Annotated in this window: 21 protein-coding genes and 1 pseudogene; 14 read left to right on the plus strand and 8 right to left on the minus strand. The window is 73.8% G+C overall.

From position 1 onward, the window contains the following. Nucleotides 1-103 precede the first annotated feature (103 nt). The 5 genes and pseudogenes from IG02_RS0108145 (at nucleotide 104) to IG02_RS0108170 (ending at nucleotide 6,594) form a co-directional block, all read left to right on the plus strand. Nucleotides 104-1,138 carry a DUF6777 domain-containing protein gene (locus IG02_RS0108145; RefSeq protein WP_051764652.1) on the plus strand — a complete coding sequence of 345 codons (1,035 nt, stop codon included), beginning with the start codon at nucleotides 104-106 and terminating at the stop codon, nucleotides 1,136-1,138. A 74-nt stretch (nucleotides 1,139-1,212) separates the two neighbouring features. Next, nucleotides 1,213-3,285 (plus strand): SpoIIE family protein phosphatase, encoded by a 2,073-nt coding sequence (locus tag IG02_RS0108150; protein ID WP_030743609.1) that lies wholly within the window; start codon nucleotides 1,213-1,215, stop codon nucleotides 3,283-3,285. Nucleotides 3,286-3,539: 254 nt separating this feature from the next. After that, a pseudogene (locus tag IG02_RS0108155) lies at nucleotides 3,540-4,499 on the plus strand (aldo/keto reductase); the annotation flags it as partial. A 254-nt stretch (nucleotides 4,500-4,753) separates the two neighbouring features. Then, nucleotides 4,754-5,704 (plus strand): amidohydrolase family protein, encoded by a 951-nt coding sequence (locus IG02_RS0108165; RefSeq protein WP_030743869.1) that lies wholly within the window; start codon nucleotides 4,754-4,756, stop codon nucleotides 5,702-5,704. A gap of 23 nt (nucleotides 5,705-5,727) precedes the next feature. Further along, nucleotides 5,728-6,594, plus strand: coding sequence for an Fpg/Nei family DNA glycosylase (locus tag IG02_RS0108170; protein ID WP_030743613.1), 867 nt, complete (start codon nucleotides 5,728-5,730; stop codon nucleotides 6,592-6,594). 50 nt (nucleotides 6,595-6,644) lie between these two features. On the opposite strand, the gene IG02_RS0108175 is transcribed toward IG02_RS0108170, so the two are convergent. Further along, complete coding sequence (locus IG02_RS0108175) at nucleotides 6,645-7,325, minus strand: zf-HC2 domain-containing protein (protein WP_030743615.1); 681 nt, start codon at nucleotides 7,323-7,325, stop codon at nucleotides 6,645-6,647. Nucleotides 7,326-7,397: 72 nt separating this feature from the next. Here IG02_RS0108175 and IG02_RS0108180 point away from each other — a divergent pair, with 72 nt between their 5' ends. The 4 genes from IG02_RS0108180 (at nucleotide 7,398) to IG02_RS0108195 (ending at nucleotide 11,664) form a co-directional block, all read left to right on the plus strand. Next, nucleotides 7,398-8,147 (plus strand): LytR/AlgR family response regulator transcription factor, encoded by a 750-nt coding sequence (locus IG02_RS0108180; protein ID WP_030743617.1) that lies wholly within the window; start codon nucleotides 7,398-7,400, stop codon nucleotides 8,145-8,147. 246 nt (nucleotides 8,148-8,393) lie between these two features. Next, nucleotides 8,394-8,708 (plus strand): hypothetical protein, encoded by a 315-nt coding sequence (locus IG02_RS0108185; RefSeq protein ID WP_030743618.1) that lies wholly within the window; start codon nucleotides 8,394-8,396, stop codon nucleotides 8,706-8,708. Further along, entirely contained in the window at nucleotides 8,705-10,477 is a 1,773-nt protein-coding gene (locus IG02_RS0108190; RefSeq protein WP_234314661.1) for a cation acetate symporter, read from the plus strand. The genes IG02_RS0108185 and IG02_RS0108190 overlap by 4 nt, the downstream gene beginning before the upstream one ends. Continuing rightward, nucleotides 10,474-11,664, plus strand: coding sequence for a sensor histidine kinase (locus IG02_RS0108195; protein ID WP_030743620.1), 1,191 nt, complete (start codon nucleotides 10,474-10,476; stop codon nucleotides 11,662-11,664). Before IG02_RS0108190 ends, IG02_RS0108195 begins: the two co-directional genes overlap by 4 nt. A 181-nt stretch (nucleotides 11,665-11,845) precedes the next feature. Here IG02_RS0108195 and IG02_RS0108200 read toward each other — a convergent pair whose 3' ends face one another. Next, the gene (locus IG02_RS0108200; protein ID WP_030743621.1) at nucleotides 11,846-12,361 is read right to left on the minus strand and encodes a hypothetical protein; all 516 of its coding nucleotides are present in this window, start codon (nucleotides 12,359-12,361) and stop codon (nucleotides 11,846-11,848) included. A 114-nt stretch (nucleotides 12,362-12,475) separates the two neighbouring features. On the opposite strand from IG02_RS0108200, the gene IG02_RS0108205 reads away from it, so the two are divergent. Beyond that, nucleotides 12,476-12,700 carry a zf-HC2 domain-containing protein gene (locus IG02_RS0108205; protein WP_030743624.1) on the plus strand — a complete coding sequence of 75 codons (225 nt, stop codon included), beginning with the start codon at nucleotides 12,476-12,478 and terminating at the stop codon, nucleotides 12,698-12,700. Here the strand turns inward: IG02_RS0108205 and IG02_RS0108210 are convergent. Further along, nucleotides 12,637-13,221: a sigma-70 family RNA polymerase sigma factor gene (locus tag IG02_RS0108210; protein ID WP_030743627.1), complete on the minus strand. Its 585-nt coding sequence runs from the start codon at nucleotides 13,219-13,221 to the stop codon at nucleotides 12,637-12,639. The two genes, IG02_RS0108205 and IG02_RS0108210, sit on opposite strands and share 64 nt — an antisense overlap. Before the next feature lie 355 nt (nucleotides 13,222-13,576). On the opposite strand from IG02_RS0108210, the gene IG02_RS0108215 reads away from it, so the two are divergent. Beyond that, nucleotides 13,577-14,752 carry a CapA family protein gene (locus IG02_RS0108215; RefSeq protein ID WP_030743629.1) on the plus strand — a complete coding sequence of 392 codons (1,176 nt, stop codon included), beginning with the start codon at nucleotides 13,577-13,579 and terminating at the stop codon, nucleotides 14,750-14,752. A 35-nt stretch (nucleotides 14,753-14,787) separates the two neighbouring features. Here the strand turns inward: IG02_RS0108215 and IG02_RS0108220 are convergent, their stop codons facing one another. After that, a complete protein-coding gene (locus IG02_RS0108220; RefSeq protein ID WP_030743631.1) occupies nucleotides 14,788-15,249 on the minus strand; it encodes a universal stress protein in 462 nt (153 codons plus the stop codon). A gap of 228 nt (nucleotides 15,250-15,477) precedes the next feature. Here IG02_RS0108220 and IG02_RS0108225 point away from each other — a divergent pair, with 228 nt between their 5' ends. Continuing rightward, nucleotides 15,478-16,326, plus strand: coding sequence for a polysaccharide deacetylase family protein (locus IG02_RS0108225; RefSeq protein WP_030743633.1), 849 nt, complete (start codon nucleotides 15,478-15,480; stop codon nucleotides 16,324-16,326). Nucleotides 16,327-16,488: 162 nt separating this feature from the next. Here the strand turns inward: IG02_RS0108225 and IG02_RS0108230 are convergent, their stop codons facing one another. Further along, nucleotides 16,489-17,154 (minus strand): class F sortase, encoded by a 666-nt coding sequence (locus IG02_RS0108230; RefSeq protein ID WP_030743636.1) that lies wholly within the window; start codon nucleotides 17,152-17,154, stop codon nucleotides 16,489-16,491. 316 nt (nucleotides 17,155-17,470) lie between these two features. Between IG02_RS0108230 and IG02_RS0108235 the strand changes: the two genes are divergently transcribed. After that, entirely contained in the window at nucleotides 17,471-18,055 is a 585-nt protein-coding gene (locus IG02_RS0108235; RefSeq protein WP_030743639.1) for a hypothetical protein, read from the plus strand. 148 nt (nucleotides 18,056-18,203) lie between these two features. Here IG02_RS0108235 and IG02_RS0108240 read toward each other — a convergent pair whose 3' ends face one another. The 3 genes from IG02_RS0108240 to IG02_RS43420 form a co-directional block, all read right to left on the minus strand. Next, nucleotides 18,204-18,719 carry a hypothetical protein gene (locus tag IG02_RS0108240; RefSeq protein WP_234314662.1) on the minus strand — a complete coding sequence of 172 codons (516 nt, stop codon included), beginning with the start codon at nucleotides 18,717-18,719 and terminating at the stop codon, nucleotides 18,204-18,206. Nucleotides 18,720-18,928: 209 nt separating this feature from the next. Then, nucleotides 18,929-19,693, minus strand: coding sequence for a DUF4239 domain-containing protein (locus tag IG02_RS0108245; protein ID WP_030743644.1), 765 nt, complete (start codon nucleotides 19,691-19,693; stop codon nucleotides 18,929-18,931). Nucleotides 19,694-19,708: 15 nt separating this feature from the next. Further along, nucleotides 19,709-19,840, minus strand: a complete 132-nt coding sequence (locus IG02_RS43420) for a hypothetical protein (RefSeq protein WP_037802527.1) — start codon at nucleotides 19,838-19,840, stop codon at nucleotides 19,709-19,711. Nucleotides 19,841-20,608: 768 nt separating this feature from the next. Here IG02_RS43420 and IG02_RS0108265 point away from each other — a divergent pair. Beyond that, complete coding sequence (locus IG02_RS0108265; RefSeq protein ID WP_030743648.1) at nucleotides 20,609-21,589, plus strand: SCO0930 family lipoprotein; 981 nt, start codon at nucleotides 20,609-20,611, stop codon at nucleotides 21,587-21,589. Nucleotides 21,590-21,655: the final 66 nt, after the last annotated feature.

The following is a 21,655-nucleotide window of genomic DNA, read 5'->3' on the forward strand; positions in this document are numbered from 1 at the left end:
GCCTGCGCCGGTCGGCCCTGTGTCCGCTTGCGGGCGCGGGAGACGTCCGTCAGACATGGGGGGAGATCTCTGACATCCCTGACGGAAGAGGCGGGAGATTCCGGTGCGCTCATCCATCGGCCGTCGGCATGCCGCGCTTCCGGCGCTGCTCGCGGGCGTCCTCGTCATGGCCGGCTGCGGAGGGGACGACGCGGCCCGCGAGGGGACGGTGGACGCCAAGGAGCTCTACCTCCAGCGGGCCACCGTCCGGGAGCCCGCCCCGTTCACCCCCTCGACGGCCGCCGACCCGCCACGCCCCGTCCCGGGCCCCGAGCGCTCCCCGGCACGGCGGAGAGCGCTCGAGTCCGGGGACGGGGCCACGCTGCCCGTACGGACGGCGCGCGCCCTGCCGGGCTCCACGCCGGGGCTGTACGCGGGCGTCCGGTCCGCCGCCACCTGCGACGTGGAGCGGCAGATCCGCTACCTCACCGAGGAGCCGGTGGCGGCGCGGGCCTTCGCCAAGGGCGCGGGCATCACCCCGGCCGCGCTGCCCGGCTATCTGCGCGGACTCACCCCCGTGTCCCTGCGCGCCGACACCCGGGTGACCAACCACGCCTTCCGCGGCGGCACCGCGACCGCCTTCCAGGCCGTCCTCCAGGAGGGCACCGCCGTCATGGTGGACGACCGCGGGCTGCCACGGGTGCGCTGCGCGTGCGGCAGCCCGCTGGGGCGACCGGCCGCCATCCGTGGGCAGGTGCGCCACAAGGGCGGGAAATGGGCCTCCTACCGGCCCGACCGGGTGGTCGTGGTCAGGCCCGCCCCGCAGGCGGTCACCAGTCTGATCATCGCCGACCTGGCCGGCGAGGCCTGGATCGAGCGGCGGACCGGCACGGACGGGGAGAGCGACGCCTTCCCCGAGGCCCCACCCGCGTACGGACCGGGCGCGGACATCACCGACCCGAGCGCCGTGCGGCCGCCGGGCGCGCCCCTGCCCGAGGCGCCCCCGGGCACCGGCCGCGCGCGGCCGTCGGCGGGGGACTCGTCCGGGGACGGGCCATGGACGCCGGGGGACCCGGGCTCGGTGGAGCTGACGGGGCCCCAGGACGACGCGGACCTGCTGGAAGGCCCGGAGCCACCGCTGGGCGCGGCGGGCGGCTGAGGGGGCGCCGCCGCGGCCGGCAGGCGGCCCGGGGACCAGTCGAAGAATCCGGCAAATGATGACAGAGTGTCCCCATGGTTGAACGGGCAGCGGGTACCCCGTCGCTTCTCGGCGAGTGGCCCGTCCCGCCGGGCGTCAGCCTGTCCCTCAACCGGATGGGCACCTTCGACTGGGACCTGGACGGCGGCCGCCTCCATCTGGACGCCCCGGCCCTCGCCGTGTTCGACCTGCGCCCCGACGAGTACGACGGCCGGCGCCGGAGCCTGAAGGCGCGGATCCCGCCGGGCGAGATGCGCCGCCTGGACGAGATCCTGGAGCAGGCGGTCAGGAGCGGCAGCGAGGCGTACAGCGCGTACTTCCGCGTCTGCCGGCGCGACGGCAGCCGGCGCTGGACCCACACCCAGGGCCGCATCCTCCGGGACCCGGAGGGACGGGCGCGCCGCGTCGTCGGCGTCGTCCGCGACGCCGTGCAGGAACTCGTCGACTCCACCGCGCGCCACGAACTGGCCGCCGCCCGGCCGACGCGCACCAGTGTCGTCGAGGGCACCGCCGCCGCCCTCGCCCACGCCAGGACCGTCCAGGACGTCATCGACGTGCTGAAGGAGTCCGACGGCCTGGCGCACCTCGGCGCCACCAGCCTGGTGATGGGGCTGCTGGAGTCCGGGCGCATCCACCTCGTCGCCGAGGGCCCGGACGGTTCGTACGTGCCCGGTACCCGGGTCACCCGGACCGACGAGGGCTACCCGATGAGCGAGGTGCTCAGGACGCTCACCCCCCGCTTCATCGAGTCCCCCGAGGAGTTCGCCGCCCGCTACCCGCAGTTGTGGCCGCAGATCAGCGATCTCGGCATCAACGCCGCCGCCTATCTCCCGCTGATCGCCCAGGCGCGCCCCCTCGGCGCGCTCGGGCTGCTGTACCGCGACAAGAGCGGCTTCAGCGCCGAGGACCGCGACATCCTTCTCGCGCTCGGCAGCAGCATCGCCCAGAGCCTCCAGCGCGCGATGCTCTTCGAGCAGGACCACGACCTGGCCCAGGGGCTCCAGCAGGCGATGCTGCCGCGCCGGATCCCCGCCGTGGCCGGCGCCGAGATCGCCGTGCGCTACCGCTCGGCACGGCTGGGCCAGGACATCGGGGGCGACTGGTACGACGTGATCCCGCTGCCGGGCGGCCGGGTCGGGACGGTGATCGGCGACGTCCAGGGCCACGACACCCACGCCGCGGCCGTCATGGGCCAGCTGCGGATCGTCCTGCGGGCGTACGCGACCGAGGGGCACTCGCCCGCGACCGTGATGGCCCGGGCCTCGGTCTTCCTGTACGAGCTGGACACCGACCGCTTCGCGACCTGCACCTACGCGGAGGCCGACCTCGCGACGGGGGTGGTCAGGCTGGTCCGCGCCGGGCACATCGACCCGATGATCAGGGACACCGACGGGAGCTGCCGCAGGCTCCCGGTGCCCGGCGGTATGCCACTGGGGCTGTCCGCGGTCTTCGGAGAGCTGGACTACCCGGTGGAGACCGTCGAGCTGGACCCCGGCCAGACCCTGCTGCTCTACACCGACGGGCTGGTGGAGCAGCCCGGCACGGATCTGGACGAGGGCATGCTGCTGCTGGCCGCACTGGTACGGGACGGGCCGCGCGACCTCCAGCAGCTGGCGGACCGGCTCTGCGGGGCGGTGGACGAGCAGGGCGGGGAGGACGACGCGGCCGTGCTGCTGCTGCGCCGGGGCGGCAGCCGCCCGCCCCGCGTGGGCGGCCGGCTCCAGCAGGAGGTCGGTGAGGGCGACCCGGGCGCGCTGCGCACCGCGCGGCGCATGATCCGGGCGGCGGCGACGGCCTGGGGAGCCGCGGGGCGCGTGGACGAGATCGAACTGGCCGCCGACGAGCTGATCACCAATGCCCTGGTGCACACCCGCGCCGGGGCGGTGGTGACCGTACAGGTGGTGCCCGGGCCGGAGCGGCGGCTGAGGATCGAGGTCGAGGACCTGTCCAGCGCCCTGCCGCACCGGCGGGACGCGGGCGAGTCCGGGACCTCGGGGCGCGGACTGCTGCTGGTCGACCTGCTGGCGGACGGCTGGGGTGTGGAGTCGCGCGGCAGCGGCAAATGTGTGTGGTGCGAGTTCGGCGTTCCGGAGCGGCCGGCCGGCTGACGGCTCCCCGCCCGTCCGCGCCGGCCGCCGGTCATCCCGCCGCCGACCACCGGTCTCCTCGCGGCGCCGACCGTCGCGCCGACCGCGTGTGCTCCCGATTTTTTCACCTATAGATCGGATATCACGCCACGTGTTACCGGTTGTGGTACGGGTGGCATCCGTACCGGAAGGGGATGCCCGGGTGTTGACGGGCGCCAGTCATCCGATGAATATTCGTCGGGATCGACGTGGACCACTCCCGAAGGGGCAGCGACATGCGACGGACCACGCTCGGACGCGGCACCGTCCCGGTGACCGGGCTGTCCTTCGGGGCCGCCGGGATCGGCAATCTCTACACCGCGGTCGCGCCCGGTGACGCGGCGGCGGCGGTCGACGCCGCCTGGGAGGCGGGCATCCGCTACTTCGACACCGCGCCGCACTACGGCCTCGGCCTCTCCGAACGCCGGCTCGGCGAGGCGCTGCGCGCCAGGGACCGCGCCGCCTACGCCGTCTCCACCAAGGTGGGACGGCTGCTCGAACCGGTCGCGGGCGGGCCGTACGGCGACGACCTCGGCCACGGTTTCGCGGTCCCCGCGACCCACCGGCGCGTCTGGGACTTCAGCGCCGACGGTGTCCTCCGCTCGGTCGAGCAGAGCCTGGTACGGCTCGGCCTCGACCGGATCGACATCGTCTACCTGCACGACCCGGACGACCACGCCGAACAGGCCCTTCGGGAGGCGTACCCGGCGCTGGAACGGTTGCGGGCCGAGGGGGTCGTCGGTGCCGTCGGCGCCGGCATGAACCGGCCCGAACCGCTCACCCGCGTCCTGCGGGAGACCGATGCCGATGTCGTGTTGTGCGCGGGCCGGTTCACCCTGCTCGACCGGTCGGCGCTCACCGAACTGCTGCCCGTGGCCGCCGCGCGCGGCCGGAGCGTCGTCGTCGGCGGCGTCTTCAATTCCGGCCTGCTCGCCGACCCGCGGCCCGGCGCCAGGTACGACTACGCCGCGGCCCCTCCCGAACTGCTGGACCGGGCGCGGCGCATGGACGCCGTCAGCCGGCGGTACGGGGTCCCGCTGCGCGCCGCCGCCCTGCACTACCCGCTGCGCCACCCGGCCGTCGCCAGTGTGCTGGTCGGCGCCCGGTCGGCGGCGGAGGTACGGGACGCGGCCCGGCTCGCCGCCGGTACCGTCCCCGACGACCTCTGGGCCGAACTGCGCGCCGAAGGCCTGCTGACCGACGACATGGCATGGGCCGGGACTCCGGCACGGGAGGCGGATCCCGCGCGGGAGGCCGACGCCGCGGCGGGCACCGAGGGCTCGGCGGGGACCGGCGGTCCGGCGGGGGCGGGTGGCGTGCCGAGGGCAGACGGCGTGGCGCGCGCCGAGGGCGTCGCGCGCGCCGAGGGCGGAGCGCCGGCGGGCTCCGGCGCCGGTCTCCCGCCGACGGGGAACGGGGCGGGGCGACCGTCCGGGAACGGGGCGGGACGATGACCGGCCCGGCGGCCGTCACCGCTCCCGTCGTCGACGCCCACCACCACATCTGGGACCTGTCCGTACGCGACCAGGACTGGATCACCGGAGCCGCGATGGCGCCCCTCCGGCGCAGCTTCGCCGTCGAGGACCTGGAGCCGGAAGCCGGGGCGGCGGGGGTGACGGCCACCGTCCTCGTGCAGACCGTCTGCGTCCCGGAGGAGACGCCGGAGTTCCTCGCCGTCGCCGGCCGCGGCGGGCTGGTCGCGGGCGTCGTCGGCTGGACCGATCTGACCGCGCCCGACGTCGCCGACACCCTGGCCGCGCTGCGCGAACTGCCCGGCGGCGACCGGCTCGTGGGCATCCGCCACCAGGTGCAGGGCGAACCCGACCCGGCGTGGCTGCTCCGCCCCGACGTACGGCGCGGCCTCGCCGCGGTCGCGGCCGCGGGCCTCGCCTACGACCTGGTCGTCCTCCCGCCTCAGCTGGCCGCGGCGGCCGAGGCGGCACGGCTGCTGCCGGAGCTCACCTTCGTCCTCGACCACCTCGGCAAACCACCCATCGCGAGCGGTCGCACGGACGCGGGAACACACTCGGGCCCGGGCACCGACACCGGCACGGCAGCCTGGGCCGACGCGGTCAGAACGCTGGCCGCCCGCCCCAACACCGTCTGCAAGCTCTCCGGGATGGTCACCGAGGCCGCCTGGGACACCTGGACGACCGACGACCTGCGGCCGTACGCGGACGTCGTCCTCGACGCCTTCGGCCCCGGCAGGCTGATGTTCGGCTCGGACTGGCCGGTGTGCCGGCTGGCCGCCACGTACGGCGAGGTCTACGACGCGGCGCGCAGCCTGACCGGCGGACTGAGCCAGGACGAGCGGAACGCGGTCTTCGGCGCCACCGCCCGGCGCGTCTACGGCCTGCGCGACGGCGGCGGGGCCGGCGGACCGGCCGACGGGCGGAGCTGAGGGCGCTGCGGCACGCTGGACACATGCCGGAAGTCCCCGAAGTGGAAGCGCTCAGAGAGTTCCTCGACGGCCATCTTGTGGGCCGGGAGATCGCCCGCGTCCTGCCCCTCGCGGTGAATGTCCTCAAGACCTACGACCCGCCGGTGTCCGCCCTGGCCGGGACCACGGTCACCGCCGTCGCCCGGCACGGCAAGTACCTCGACATCGTCGCCGGCGAGGCCGGACTGCACCTGGCCGTCCACCTCGCCCGCGCCGGCTGGCTGCGCTGGAAGGACTCCTTCCCGGCCGCTCCGCCGCGGCCCGGCAAGGGACCGCTCGCCCTGCGGACGGTCCTCGCGGAAGGCGACGGATTCGACCTGACCGAGGCGGGGAGCACCAAACGGCTCGCGGTGCACCTCGTCCGCGACCCGGCCGACGTGCCCGGCATCGCCCGGCTCGGTCCCGACCCGATGGACGGCTCCTTCGACCGGGCGGCCTTCGCCCGGCTGCTCGCCGGCGAACACCGGCAGATCAAGGGCGCGCTGCGCGACCAGAGCCTCATCGCGGGCATCGGCAACGCCTACAGCGACGAGATCCTGCACGCCGCGAAGATGTCACCGTTCAAGCCGGTGCGGAACCTGTCCGAGGACGAGATCACCGCCCTCTACGAGGCGATGGGTGCCACGCTCGGGTCGGCCGTCGAGCGCTCGCGCGGGGTTGCCGCCGGTCGGCTGAAGGCGGAGAAGAAGAGCGGGCTGCGGGTGCACGGCCGCACGGGTGAGGCCTGTCCCGTCTGTGGGGACACCATCCGCGAGGTCTCCTTCAGCGACTCCTCGCTCCAGTACTGCCCCACCTGCCAGACGGGCGGCAAGCCGCTGGCCGACCGCCGGATGTCCCGGCTGCTGAAGTGACCAGGCGCTGACGCGGCACGGCCCGGGCTTTCGAGCAGGCGCCGTCCGGCTCAGGCACCGTTCCGGCCGCCGATGATCATCAGTGCGTGACCGTCCGTCGTCCGCACCTCGAAGTGGTCGATCCCGCCCGGCCGCATCGCCGTGCCGCCCCGGGTGACCAGCCGCTCCTCGCGCTCCGCCGAGCTCGCCCACGTCGTCACCGTCTCCCGCGAACCGTCGAGCCCGACCACGACGAGGGAACACACCGCCGTCCCGCCCGGCCGGACCAGCTCGAGCCCCACGTCCGTGCCCCAGTCCGTCTCCGCCGCCGTCACCACGGCCGAGGCGCCCGTCCGCTCGTCGGAGGCGGTCCACCGTACCTGCGCGCCCACCCCGGGACCGGCGTCCCGCGGCCCCAGCGCGGCGAACACCGCGAGCGGGCCGCCCACCGCGAGCACCACCGCCGCCGCGGCCAGCACCAGCCGGCGTCTGCGGGCGCGGCGCCGCCCGGCCGCCGCCCGGTCCAGGAGCCCGGCCAGCAGCCCCGGCCCGGGGTCGGTGAACGGTCCCACGCCGGTGGGGGCCTGCCGTACGTACGTGTCGAGCTGTGCCTTCACTCCGCCGAAGTCGTCCAGCAGCAACGCGCACTGCGGGCAGTCCATCAGATGATCCTCGAAGCGGAAGGCATCCCTGGGGCCGAGCACTCCGAGTGCGTAGGCGCCGACATCGCGATGGAGGTCCAAGGTCCGCATGGTCTCTGGTACGTACCGCAGCCCCGAATCACTCATGCCACACGCGGCCGGACGCGCCTAAACTCCAGCAGCATGCTGAGCGTACTGGCTGTCGACGACGAAGAACCGGCGCTTGCGGAACTTCTCTATCTGCTGAGGGCCGATCCCCGGATCCGGGCCGCCGAGGGAGCGACCGGCGCCACGGAAGCGCTGCGCCGCATCGGGGCCGCGCTCGACGCCGGGCCCGGCGACCCCGCCGCCGTCGACGTGGTCTTCCTCGACATCCACATGGCCGGCCTGTCGGGGCTCGACATGGCCAGGCTGCTGGCCGGTTTCGCCCAGCCCCCGCTGATCGTCTTCGTCACCGCCCACGAGGACTTCGCCGTCCGCGCCTTCGACCTCAAGGCCGTCGACTACGTCCTCAAACCGGTCCGCAGGGAGCGGCTCGCCGAGGCCGTACGCCGGGTCACCGAGCTGGTGGGGGAGCGGGCCCCCGTCGCGGCCCCGGCCACCGACCAGATAGCGGTGGAACTCGGCGGGATCACCCGCTTCGTCGCCGTCGACGACATCGCGTACGTCGAGGCGCGCGGCGACTACGCCCGGCTGCACACCGACACCGGAAGCCACCTGGTCCGGATCCCCCTGACCACCCTGGAGGAGCGCTGGCGGGCCCGGGGCTTCGTCCGCGTCCACCGCAGCCATCTCGTCGCCCTGAACCGGATCGACGAGCTGCGCCTGGACGCGGGCGCGATGAGTGTCCGCGTCGGCGCCGTGGAGCTGGCGGTCAGCCGCCGGCACGCCCGCGCGCTGCGCGACCTCCTGATGCGACAAGGCGGTCGTTGACCAGGCCCTTCCCGCCGGATGACCCGGCTGCGTACACTCCACGCGCGACAGGACGAAGCGCCGGGCCGTGGGCCGCGAGCACCGGTGTGAGGGACGGGACGGGCCGGACGGAGAGGTGCCATGGCGGACGACGCACGGCCGCGGCGGCCGCCACCGCCCGGTGCCGAACCGTTCGAGCGGCGCTCGCCCGGGCCGCGCGACGCGCCCGCGGGCACACCGCGGCGCGAGGTCGTCACCGGCGAGCCCCTGCGCGCCCGCCCCTTGCCGCGCTACCGCGCCCAGGCCGAGATCGCGGAACACACACCGCTCGGCGACGCCTATGTCCGGTCCCTGATGCGCAGCCAACTCCGCGCCGGCCTCACCGCGTTCGCCCTCCTCGCCTGCGTCGCCGGCACCCTGCCGCTCGCCTTCGCCGCGCTGCGCGACCAGACCGCCGTCTGGTTCGTGCTCGGCTTCGCCGCCTACCCACTGCTCGCCCTCCTCGCCTGGTGGTACGTACGGCGCGCGGAGCGCAACGAACGCGACTTCGCCCGGCTCGTGAAGGGCCGGCCCGTCCCGTGAACCAGAGCTACCCGGTCGTGGCCGTCACCGTCGTCGTGCTCGCCACCGTCCTCGTCGGCGGCTTCGGGCTGCGGATCTCCCGCACCACCTCCGACTTCTACGTGGCCTCCCGTACCGTCGGCCCCGCGCTCAACGCCGCCGCGATCAGCGGCGAGTACCTCTCGGCCGCCTCCTTCCTCGGGATCGCGGGGCTGGTGCTGCTGCACGGGCCCGACATGCTCTGGTACCCGGTCGGCTACACCGCCGGCTATCTCGTGCTCCTGGTCTTCGTCGCCGCCCCGCTGCGCCGCTCCGGCGCGTACACCCTCCCCGACTTCGCCGAGGGGCGGCTGCAGTCCCGGGCGGTGCGCCGGCTGGTGAGTGTGTTCGTGGTCGGCGCGGGCTGGCTCTACCTCGTTCCCCAACTCCAGGGCGCGGGACTGACGTTGAAGATCCTCACCGGCGCGCCCGGCTGGTTCGGCGGGGTGCTGGTCGCGCTCGTGGTGGTGGCGGCGGTCGCGGCGGGCGGCATGCGCAGCATCACCTTCGTCCAGGCGTTCCAGTACTGGCTCAAGCTCACCGCTCTGCTCGTCCCCGCGTTCTTCCTGGTGCTGGCGTGGCAGGGCGACGGGCGGCCGAGCGTCGCGGCCGGCCTGACCGGCGCCGTCGCCGGACGCGTCGACCATCCCCTCTACGCCACCTACGGCCTGATCGTGGCCACCTTCCTCGGCACGATGGGCCTGCCGCACGTCGTCGTCCGCTTCTACACGAGCCCCAACGGCCGGGCCGCGCGCCGGACCACCGTGGTCGTCCTGGCCCTGATCGGCGCCTTCTACCTGCTGCCGCCGGTGTACGGGGCGCTGGGCCGGCTCTACGTGCCCCAGCCGCCGTCCGGCACCGACGCCGACGCGGCCGTCCTGCTGCTGCCGGAGCGCGCCATCGGCGGGCTCGGCGGGGACCTGCTCGGGGCGCTGGTGGCGGGCGGGGCCTTCGCCGCCTTCCTGTCCACCGCCTCCGGGCTCACCATGGCCGTGGCGGGAGTGCTCACCCAGGACGTCCTGCCCTCGCGCGGCGTACGGGACTTCCGGCTGGCCACCCCGCTCGCCATCGCCGTGCCGCTGGGCGGGTCGTTGCTGGTGAACTCCATGCCCGTGGCCGACTCCGTCGCCATGGCCTTCGCGGTCTCCGCGTCCTCCTTCTGCCCGCTGCTGGTGCTCGGCATCTGGTGGCGGCGGCTCACCCCGCCCGGCGCCGCCGCCGGTCTGCTGCTCGGCGGCGGCCTCTCCTTCGCGGCCACGGTGGCCACGGTCGGCGGAGCCGTCCGGTCCGGCTGGCCGCACGCGCTGCTGGCCTGGCCCGCCGTCTGGTCCGTGCCGGTCGGCTTCCTCGCCATGATCCTGGTGTCCCTGGCCACGCCGGGCCGGATTCCGCCCGGCACCGGCGCCGCCATGGCGCGCTTCCACCTGCCGGAGGCCCTGGTTCCGCGCGGCGGGGACGGTGGGGACGGCCTGTGCGGCGGGGCGGCCACGGGCGCGGTGGACGGACGGCGGGCCCGGGCCGGCTCCGGTGCCGGCCCGGGCGCGGACGCCGGTCCGGGGTGCCGGTCCGCCGGGTCCGTGCGCGACCGCGGGCCCGCACCGGACCGCGGGACCGTGTCCGGTCGGGGCGCCGCGCCGGGCCGTACGGGGGCGTCCGGCCGTACGGGCGTCCCGGACCCAGCGGACGTGTCGGACCCCGCGGACGTGTCGGATCGTACGGGCGTGCGTGGCCGTACGACGGAGGCGCCATGAGCGGCGCCGCGCTCGCCGCCCTGATCGTGCTGGGGCCGTTGCTGCTAGCCGGGGGCTTTCTGCTCGGCCGCCGCACCGCGCGCCTCGAGCGGATCAGCGATGTCGGCACGCCCGTCGAGCACGCCACGTTCGAGACCCTGCACACCGCCTCGCTCGCCGCGCCCCCGCTGCGGGCCGGCCTCACCGAGGACAGCGCCCGCAAGGCGGCCCGCCGGCTGCGCTCCCTGCTGGGCACCGACGCTCTCTGCCTCACCGACCGGGACCGGGTCCTCGCCTGGGACGGCGCCGGCGAGGACCATGGCACCGGTGTGATGGACCAGGTCGCCGGGGTGCTGGACAGCGGACGCGGCACGGCGTTCGCCGGCGGCTGCGAGGATCTCGACTGTTCCCTGCGGTGGGGCGTGGCCGCCCCGCTCACGGTGGACCACCGGGTGCTCGGCACCCTCGTTGCGTACGCCCCGCGCGAGTCGGCGGTCCTCGCGCGGGCCGTGGGCGAAGTGGCCCGCTGGGTTTCCGTGCAGCTGGAACTGGCCGAGCTGGACCGCTCCCGCACCCGGCTGATCGAGGCGGAGATCAAGGCGCTGCGGGCCCAGATCTCCCCGCACTTCATCTTCAACTCACTGGCGGCCATCGCCTCGTTCGTCCGTACCGATCCCGAGCGCGCCCGCGAACTCCTGCTGGAATTCGCGGACTTCACCCGCTACTCGTTCCGCAGCCGGGGCGACTTCACCACGCTCTCCGACGAACTGCACTCCATCGACCAGTACCTGGCGCTCGTCCGGGCCCGGTTCGGCGACCGGCTCACCGTCACCCTCCAGGTCGCTCCCGAGGTCCTGCCGGTGGCGATGCCGTTCCTCTGCCTCCAGCCGCTCGTCGAGAACGCCGTCAAACACGGTCTCGAAGGCGCGGGCACCACGAGCCACATCACCATCAGCGCACTCGACGCGGGCGCCGAGGCGGAGGTGGTGATCGAAGACGACGGGGTGGGGATGGAACCGGACCGGCTACGGCGGATCCTGCGCCGCGAGGACGGCGCGTCCACCGGCATCGGGCTGCTCAATGTGGACGAGCGGCTGCGCCAGGTCTACGGGGACGACTACGGCCTGGTGATCGAGACGGGCGTCGGCGCGGGGATGAGGATCACCGTACGGATCCCCAAGTACCGCGCCGGGGTGCACGGAAGCTGAGGCCGGCTGGAGTCGGCCGCTGTGCGGTCGGCACCCGGCCGCCACGCGATCCGCGTACGGCTGCCCGTGCTGTTCCGTGTCACCCGTGCCGTTTGCGCCGTCCGTGTGCGACCGCCGTACAGCCGTCCGTGTGCGACCGCCGTACAGCCGTCCGTGTGCGACCGCCGTACAGGGGCAGGGCTCAGAACAGATGGATCGCCAGGTGCCCCAGCGGCAGCCCCAGCTGCCACGCCGGGGTCCACACCTTCGGCCCTTCCTCCTCCGCCGCCGGGCAGGGAGCCTCGCGCGTCGGCCCCATGGCGTCCAGGTCGGGCGCCAGCATCTCCGTCTCCTCCAGCCACCGCCAGGCCGCGCCCGCCAGCTCCAGGTCCGGATCTCGGACCGTGCCACCGGCCTCGAAGGCGAGCGCCTCCAGCCGGTCGAGCCGCGCGCACACCCACTCCGGCCAGGAGGTGCCGTACGCGGTCAGGGAGTGCCACTCCGCCATCCGGGCCCCCGAGCGGGGGCCGCCCGCCGGACTGCCGGAGAGGAAGATGGTCAGGGCCAGCGCGTGCCGGCCCGCTCGGTACTCCAGTGTCGTCGGTGGCATCAGATCGCCGGTGCGCAGCAGTTCGTCGGCGACGTATTCCGCGTACATCCACGCCATCGGCACCAGCAGGTCACCACCGCCCGCGCTGTCTGTACTGTCCGGACGCATCGCTTCTCCGCCTTTCTTCCCGCCCCCCGAAACCCCCTTCACGGAGCATTGAACCGGCGGCGGCCGCCGCGCGTGGCCAGAAGGGCAGGATCGGGCGGCGGACGGGAGCGGATTGTGACGGGTGGGGCCGACGGTGAGGCAGCCGACGCTGGAACGACCGATTCCGGACGGCATGTACGGTCGTTCCTCGGCGCGTACGTGCTGGGCGCGCTCGCTCCCGAGGAGGACCGGCGCGTCGCGGACCACCTCGCGCGGTGCGGTCCGTGCGGGGCCGCCTACCTGGAGGTGGCCGAGGCACCGTCACTGCTGGCGCTGGTGGACGAGGAGGACCTGCGATAGCCGGGCAGGGCGCGGGCGAGCGCCCGTAGCGCGTAGTACGACCGGGACTTGACCGTACCGGCCGGAATGCCCAGCGCCCGGGCGGTCTCGTTCACACTCAGCCCGCGGAAGTAGATGTGCGCCAGCACGGCGCGGTGTTCCGGGCTCAGCTCCCGCACGGCCTTGCGGACGTCGAGCGCCAGGGTCGCGGTCTCGGTGGGGTCCTCCGGGTCGGGGGTCGTCGCGAGGATCCCGTCGCCCACCTCGGGCGGTCGCGACAGCCGGGACCTGCGCGCGTCGATGGCGAGCCGGCGTCCCACGGTGAACAGCCAGGGCCGCATGGATTCGAAGGGACCGTCGAACGCCTCGGGGTGCTGCCAGGCGCGTACCAGCGTCTCCTGGAGCAGGTCCTCCGCGCGCTGCCGGTCCCCGAAGGTCAGTCCCAGCAGGAAGTTGAGCAGAGCCGGGCCGTGCTCGCGCTGGAGGTCCGTCAGCGCCCGCTCGTCGGTCGTCGCCCGGGCCGTGGCGGGGGCAGTGGTCATCGTGAACGTCCTTTCCAGCCGTCGCCGTCGTTTCACGTCGCTGTCGCTGTCGCTGTCGCTGTCGCTGTCGCTGTCGCCGTTGCTGTCGCGGCGCGATCGTCGTCGCAGGGCCGGTGCCGTGAAGATCCTCCGGACCGGCCCTGGCGGTATCCGAACGCAGGACGGCGCCGGGGGACAGGTGGCGCGCACGGCTCTGCGACGAACGGTCGCTCACTGCGACGAGCGGTGCGATGAACGGTCCCACGGGGCTGTTCAGGCCATACGAAGGGAATGGTCGGCTTGGTCGCTTGACATCCTTTTATGCGACTATATGGACTCATTGGGACGGTATTCGCCCGAAATCGGAGCCTTCTCGATGACGACACGTATGCGACAGGGAGTGGTGGCCGCCGTGGTCCTGCTCATCGGAACAGCGGCGGCCTGCGCGGGCTCCGACCGGGCGGCCGGCGGCCGGCTCGCGGTCTCCCCGGCGGCCGGGCCCGAGGCGCGGCGCGGATTCACGCTCGTGGCCTCGGGCGATGTGCTGCCCCACGACTCCGTCATCCGCCGGGCGAACCTCGACGCGGGCGGCGACGGTTACGACTTCGCCCCCATGCTCGCCGCCGTGAAGCCGGTGGTCTCCGGCGCGGACGTGGCGATCTGCCACATGGAGACCGTGTACGGCGAGGAGGGCGGCTCCTACTCCGGTTATCCGGACTTCATCTCACCGCCCGAGGTCGCCGCCGGTCTGCGGGAGACCGGCTACGACTCCTGCTCCACCGCCTCCAACCACAGCCTCGACGACGGTGCGGAGGGCATCCGCCGCACCCTGGACGCCTTCGACAAGGCGGGCCTCAAGCACGTGGGCTCGGCCCGTACGGCAGCCGAGTCGGTCCGGCCCGCGCTGATGACGGCGGGCGGTGCCACGGTCGCCCAACTCGCCTACACCTTCGGCACCAATGACAAGCCGTTCCCCGAGGGCCGGCCGTGGGCGGTGAACCTGACCGACGAGAAGAAGATCGTCGCGGACGCGCGGGCCGCCCGGAAGGCCGGCGCCGACGTCGTCGTGGTGAGCATGCACTGGGGCACCGAGTGGCAGACGGAGCCGGACGACGAGCAGCTGAGCCTGGCCAGGAAGCTCACGGGGTCACGCACCGGGGACCGGCCCGACATCGACCTGATCATCGGCACCCATGCCCATGTTCCCCAGGCGTACGAGATGGTCAACGGGACCTGGGTGGTCTACGGCCTGGGCGACCAGATCGCCGGGACCATGACCAACGACGACGGCGAGCTGGACGGGCGCGGCAACCAGGGCTCGATCGGCCGCTTCACGTTCACCGCGCCCGAGACCGAGGGGGAGCGTTGGCCGGTGACGAAGGCGGAGTTCGTCCCGCAGATGTGGGACCTGGACATCGGGCGCGTGATCGATCTGCCGGAGGCCGTCCGCGAGGATCCCGGCCGCGACGACTACCGCGAGGTGCGCGACGGGATCACGGAGGCGGTGCTCAGCCGTGGCGCGGCGGTGGACGGTCTGATGACGGTCGACTGACACCTCCACCGGTGCGCGACCGCGCGGAGCGCACGCTAAGGGACGACCGTCACCGGCCAGCGGCCCGCCTTCACCAGCCGCACCGCGACCGAACCGACGAACCGGTGTCCCGCCGACTCCGAGGCCCCGACCACCACGGCGTCCGCCTTGAGTTCGTCGGCCGCGGTGACCAGCCCGTTGTAGGGGTCCCCGTGGAAGGTGTGGAACTCCCAGCGGACGTCCCAGACGTCCTTGACCCGGTCCATGGCCCCGTGGATCTCGGCCATCAGCCCTTCGGCGATCTGCTCGGTCGTGTCGGCGACCGGGGCCCCGAGGGCGGCGCTCGCCGAGAGCACCGGCTGCACGTAGACGATGGCGAGCAGGGCTTTCTGCCGCCGGGCCAGGCCGCCGGCGTACGCCGCGGCGCGCAGCGACGACTGCGAACCGTCCACGCCGACGACGATCACCTTCGGTCCGTCGGTCCCGCGTTCGAATGAAGTGGGCTGCTGCTCGGTCACGCCAGGCAGCGTATCGGCTCCCCCGGGCCGGCCGCGCGGTGCCCTCCCCCTCTGCTGAGCTGCGCCGATACCCACCAGGTCCGGCCGTGCGCCGTCGGCCGCCCGACCGTACGGGGTGGCGGGCGCGGCCCGTCGTCCGTCGGCCGCGCCTCACCCCATCGGGTGCTTTCCCGGGGCGACCGGTGGTGCGGGGAGGCGTGCTGACGTCTACCGTGCGAGCCATTAATCATGAAAAAGGATCAGATGGTTCCGGGGCGTCGTGCCGTGCTGCGGGTCGCCGCCTGCCTCGGTGCCGCTTTCGCCGGCCGGTTCCTCGGCGCGGGAACCGCCCAGGCCCCGGGCCGGGCGGCGGCCGGGGCCGGGGCACCGGGAGCGGGGGCGGCCAGGGCCGGGCAGCGTCTCCGGCCGTCCGCGTACCGGCTGGATCCCATGGCGGCGGACGTCGCGGAGGAACTGCGCAGACCCGCGCCCCCGGTGCGTTCCCGGCCGTTCCTCGACCTCCCCGAACTGGGCAACAGCGTGGTTCTCACCTTCGACGACGGACCGGATCCGCTGTACACGCCCGAAATCCTGCGCACACTGCGCGAGTACGACGTCCGCGCGATGTTCTTCGTCTGCGGTGAGATGGCCGACGTCCATCGCGATCTGCTCCGGGAGGCGGCCGGTGACGGCCATGTCATCGGCAACCACTCCTGGTCCCACCCGCTGATGACGACGCTCACCCGCTCCGGCATCCGCGCGGAGATGGGGCGTACCAGCGAGGTCGTGGAGCGGGTGCTCGGCACCCCGCCCCTGTGGTACCGCGCGCCCTACGGCGCCTGGAACCGGCACGCCTTCGAGCTGGGCGCCGAGCTGGGCATGGAGCCGCTCGGGTGGAGTCTGGACAGCCTGGACTGGACCGAACCGCCGCCCGTGGCCGACCGGATCGTCACCCGGGTGGTGGACGGGGCGGTCCCCGGCACCGTCGTCCTCTCGCACGACGCGGGCGGCGACCGCAGCCAGAGCGTGGCGGCATTGCGGGACTATCTGCCACTGCTGCGGCGGGCGGGCTACCGGATCGCCGTACCGCGCCGCTGAGGGCGCCGCTGAGCGGGCTGTGCGGTGTCGTCGGGGCGGGGGCAGGGCAGGGCCGACGCCGTTACGGCCGGTGGGGTACGGCCGAGGGGCCGGCACCGAGCGCCGCCCGGCCGGCGATGGGCGGCGCCCGGCCGGAACCGAGCACCGCCCCGCCCCGACCCGTCAGGCGGTCCTGACCAGCCGGGCGAAGACGACGACGTTGCCGGCGTACCCCCTGCCCTTCGCGTAGCCGCCCCCGCACGTGATCACCCGTAGCTCCGGATGGCCGGTGTCGCCGTAGACCTGCGGCGCCGGGAAGTCGTTCTTGGCGTAGACCTCGACGCCGTAGACCTCGAACACCGCCGTGCGCCCGTCGAAGCGGTCCACCTCGACGTGCTGTCCCTTCTCCAGCGAACCGAGCCCGTAGAAGACCGCGGGGCCGGTGTGGTTGTCGACATGCCCGACGACCACCGCGGTGCCGCGCTGCCCGGGGGCGATGCCGTTCTGGTACCAGCCGGCCAGGTTCGGATCCCGCGCGGGCGGCGCCGCGATCCAGCCGTCCGGGTCGAGCGCCACGTCCACCACCGGCGCGTCGACCCTGATCGCCGGGATGCGCACCCGGGCCATCGGGGCGTACGGCAGCGGCTCGACCGCGGGAACGGCGATCCTGGCGTCCGCCGCCGGATCCGTCGGGGTGTCCAGTGCGGCGGCCGCCGCCGGCTGGGGCGGTCCGAGGGGTGTGTCCACCCCGTTCCGCATCAGCGCGATACCCGTGAGCATGACAAGAGTGAGAACGCCCCAGGGCGAGCGTTTCCTTCTGTACTCCGGGCCGTCGTGGTACGGGCCCATGGTTCTCCCTTCGTGGGCGCCTGTGGGGGCACGCTAAGTGCGGTCCGCCCCGGTGGCGATCACAGGCGGGCGAACGGGTGGCGCGGCCACGGGCGGGCTCATCCGTCCGGGCAATCACGATCACACACCCCCTGACGGCCCGTGACCTGCGGCTCCGTCAGACGTGAGCATCCCGGCGTCGGCGTGTCGCCTCACCGGTGTGGACGAGTGCCGACATGCGGCGAAACGTTCACCCGGTGAGGGTTCGTCATGGAAGGCGTACTCGTCGAATTTCCCGGGGCGCCGCTTCGGGGCGTCTTCCACGGGAGGTTCAACGATGCGTGCTTCACGCGCTCTCGCGGTGACCGCGGCCGCCTGCGCGGCCTTGGCGCTCGCCGCCCCGTCGGCCGGCGCCACCGTCCCGCACGGCGGCCCCGGCAACCAGGGACCCAGCAATGTCACCGTCGATCCGTTCTCGGTCCACCAGGGGGGCCGGCTCGTGATCACCGCCGACGGCTGTGGCCAAGGAGGCACTGTCACCTCCAACGCGTTCCCGACGACGCACTTGTCGTCGCACACGGGCGGGCGCGGCCGAGCCGTGGCGCGTGTCTACGACAACGCCACGCCGGGCCGCTACAACCTTGCCGTCCGGTGTGGCGGCGACGGCGACCGGGGCGGTGACTTCAACCGGGGCGGTGACGGCAACCGGGGTGGCGACGGCAACCGGGGTGGCGACGGCAACCGCGTGGCGACCGCCCAGTTCGAGGTGCTCGCCGGACGCGGTGCGCTGGGCGGCCTCGGCGGTTCGGTCGGGCCCAGTTCGACCGAGATGGCCTTCGGCGGGGCGCTCGTCGCCACGGCGGCCGTCGGCGGGTCGCTGTTCCTCGCCCGTCGGCGGCGCCTGAGCGGTGTGCGGATCTGACCGGCCGACCGCCTCCCGGCCGAGGGCATCCGAGCGCGCGGACGCCTGTCGCCCCGGGCCTTCGAGGAGGGCTCGGGGCGACAGGGTGTGCGCCTTCGCGGACAGGCCGTGCGCCTTCGTTCTCGTCGTTCCGGCCGGCCCGCCCGGTTCAGTGCGCGCGGACGGCCGCGCGCCGCCGCACCGCGTACACGCCGCCGGTGATCGCCACCACGACCAGCCCCGCACCGGTGGCCGTCTGCGCGGCGCTCCCGCCGCCCATGCTGCCGCCCAGACCGCCCCGTACCCCTACGGGCGTGAGCGAGGTGGAGGCGGCCGTCGGAGCCGTCGTGGCCGCCGCGGTGCGAGCGGCTCCCGCGATGGTGAGGCGCGCCGTGCTGCGCGCGCCCGCGCACGTGAAGGTCACCGTGTGCACCGAACCGGGTTTCGCGTCCCAGTCGACCGTCGCGGCGGCGCTGCGGCCGGACGGGACGGTGACGGTGTCGAAGACCGCGGCGGACGCGGTGGCCGAGGCGGCGCAGCCGGTGACGGAGAGCGTCACCCGGCCGCCCGGCGCGACCGTCGCGGGGGAGACGGCGCCCCGGAACGAGGCACCGCCGGCCGCCGCCGCGCCCGCCGGGGGAGCGGTGAGGGCGAACACGCCCACTGCCAGCAGAGCGGCGGACATCGCCCGTATCACACGCATGCTCGGCCTCCGGTCCGGTGAGGAGCATCCCGTGCGGAACCGTCGTCCGCGAAGGGGCGGGTGTGCGTCCTCGATGTCCGAAACGCTAGAAGCGCCCTACCACACCCGCGATCGCTGGCGGGCGAATGGGGCACGGGTGTCCCCTGAGCGGGGGACACCCATTTGTCGGTCGGCGCTTCGGGCTCAGGCGGTCATCCCGCGGCGTGCGGGAAGAGGGCGAGGAACGGTTCCGTGGTCGCCCCGATCCCTCGGCCGTACGGTGCGTCGAAGTCCCAGATCAGGAAGAGCAGGAAGGCGATCAGGACGCTGAACATGCCCGCCAGCAGCAACTCCCGGCCGGTGCGGCGGATCTGGAGGATGAAGATCATGCCCACCGTGGCCGCGGCGCCGATGGTGAGGCCGAACCAGACGACGCCGGGCATCGTCGGGCCCGCGTTCTCCCCGCGCGCCGTCCGGGCGGCGTCGGCCGTGGCCACCTGGTCGACCAGCGGCTGGTACGCGTGGCCCTCCAGATCGGTCCGGGGCGCGTACTGGGTGACGTCGCGGCGGATCGTGTCCATCAGCCGCGTGCCCTTCGGCGTGAGTTCCTCGTGCTCGGACATGTGCGGCCACTCGGTGCGCACCACGTGCGAGACGTACGCGTCGACATCGGCACGGATCCGGTCGCGGACCTCGGCCGGATAGACCTGGACGCGCTCCCGTACCTCGTGCAGGGCCTGTGCCTCCTGCCGCACGGAGTCCTGGGCCGAGCCACGGGCCTCCCAGACCCCGGCGATCGCGAGGCCCAGCACGATCGCGTAGACCACCCCGATCATCATCGTCATGTAGTCCATGACGTCCGGGGTCTCGGAGGGGTCGTCGTCCGCTTCGACGCGGCGCTGGTTGACGACGATGACGGTGAGGACGACCGCGCAGACCGCGGCCAGAGCGATGCTCAGAACGAGCCATTCCGACATGGGTGTCTCCGTCGGTCAGCGGGAACGGGGGCGCAGCACGGCCGCGGCGAGCACGGCGGGCGCCGTGATCAGGAGCATCAGGATGACGGGGGAGGCGTGCCGCCGGGGCTGCTTGCGGACCGTCTTGCGGTACGCGGGCAGGGCCACCTCGGACGGGGCCGGGCGTACGGACGGAGCCGGCGGCGGCGTGCTGCGGCTCGGTGCCGGCGTGGCCGGTGGCCGCGGTGCCGCAGGCCGTACCACCGGGGGTGTCCGGGGCGGTGGCGGAGCCGGTCGGGCGGTGTGCGGCGGCTCCGGCACGACGACGGGTGCCTGCGTCGGCCTGGGCGCGGGAGTCGGCTGCGGCGGCGCGGGAGGTTTCGGAGGCTCCGGAGGTTCGGGTGGCGGCGGTGGTTTCGGTGGTTCGGGCGGGTCGGGCGGCTCCGGAGGAGGTGGCGGCGACGGGGGCGCCGGCGGCTCCGGCGGCGTAGGGGTCGGCCGGGGCGGCGGCGGGCAGTGGCGGCCACCCGCCACGGCGACGGCCGTCACCGAACCGCCGGGACCGATCGAGGCATAGGCGCACGTGTGCGCCGAGGCGGCCGTCGGCACGGCCGACAGCGATATGAGGGCGGCGACGGTCAACAGCCGCGCGACGAGCGATCCGTACACGGGCAGGAGCTTGGACCTGATCAGGCCACACCATGCGGAAAGTGCTCCGGATTCCCCCGAATGGAGGTACTTGGAGCACCGGTGAGCTGTGGCAAGACACGATCAGAGGCCACTTGTGGGGCAGTTGGGGGCTTCTGGGGCGGCGGCGTGAAAGTGCCAGAAGATTTTTTCGGTCGCGTTGAACACGGACCCGCGTCCGCCGCGTACTTAAGGCCATGAACGGCGCACTCCGGTGCACCAACTGCCTTACACCTCACGGGAGTTGACATGAACACCTGGCGGAACGCCTCGCTCGCGGTGACCGCGGTGGCCGTCCTGGCCCTGACGACGGCGTGCGGTCAGGAACAGGGAACCAACACCAACGGACAGTCCGTCGGCGTGGCCAATCCGGCGGGCCAGCCGGGTGCGGCGGGCAGCGGCACGGGGTACACGAGCGGCGGGACCGGCGCGGCAGCCGGCACGGGCGCCGGTGCCCCCGCCGGCGGCGCTCCGGCGGAGGCCAAGCCGGCCGGCCAGCTCGCCGTCACGGAGGACGCCAAGCTCGGCGAAGTCCTCACCGACAGCGAGGGCTTCACGCTCTACCGCTTCGACAAGGACACCCCGAAGCCCCCGAAGTCCAACTGTGAGGGCGACTGCGCGAAGACCTGGCCGATCGTCGAGGCCGGTGACGCCAAGGCCCCCACCGGCACCGACGCCGCGCTGCTGGGCGAGGTGACCCGGCCCGACGGCACCAAGCAGCTCACCATCGACGGCTGGCCGATGTACCGGTACGTCAAGGACACCAAGCCCGGCGACGCCAACGGCCAGGGCGTGGGCGGCACATGGTACGCCTCCGCGCCCGACGGCAAGAAGGCGACCGCTTCGGGCTCCGCCTCCGAGGTGAGCAACGCGGGCCTGTCGGTCCGCAACGACCCCAAGCTCGGCGAGATCGTGGTCGACTCCAAGGGCATGACGGTCTACCGGTTCACCAAGGACTCCGCCTGGCCGATGAAGACCGCCTGCACCGGTGAGTGCCTCGACAAGTGGCCCGTGGTCGCGCCCGTGAACAAGGCCGATTTCGACGGCGTCACGACAAAGGGCGCCGTGACCTTCGACCGGCCCGACGGAATCAAGCAGCAGACTCTCGACTGCTCCCCGATCTACACCTTCGCGGGTGACAAGAAGCCGGGCGACACCAATGGCCAGGGCGTCGGCGGCACCTGGTTCGCGGTCACCCCGGACAACAAGCTGGTCGAGGCGGCCGAGTAGTCCCCACGCCCCCGCTTCGGCCCGCCGGTCCGCCGTCATCCGCTCCCGTGGGATGGCGGCGGACCG

Origin of the sequence: Streptomyces sp. NRRL F-5135, assembly GCF_000719775.1 — a bacterium.
Taxonomy (GTDB): domain Bacteria; phylum Actinomycetota; class Actinomycetes; order Streptomycetales; family Streptomycetaceae; genus Streptomyces; species Streptomyces hebeiensis.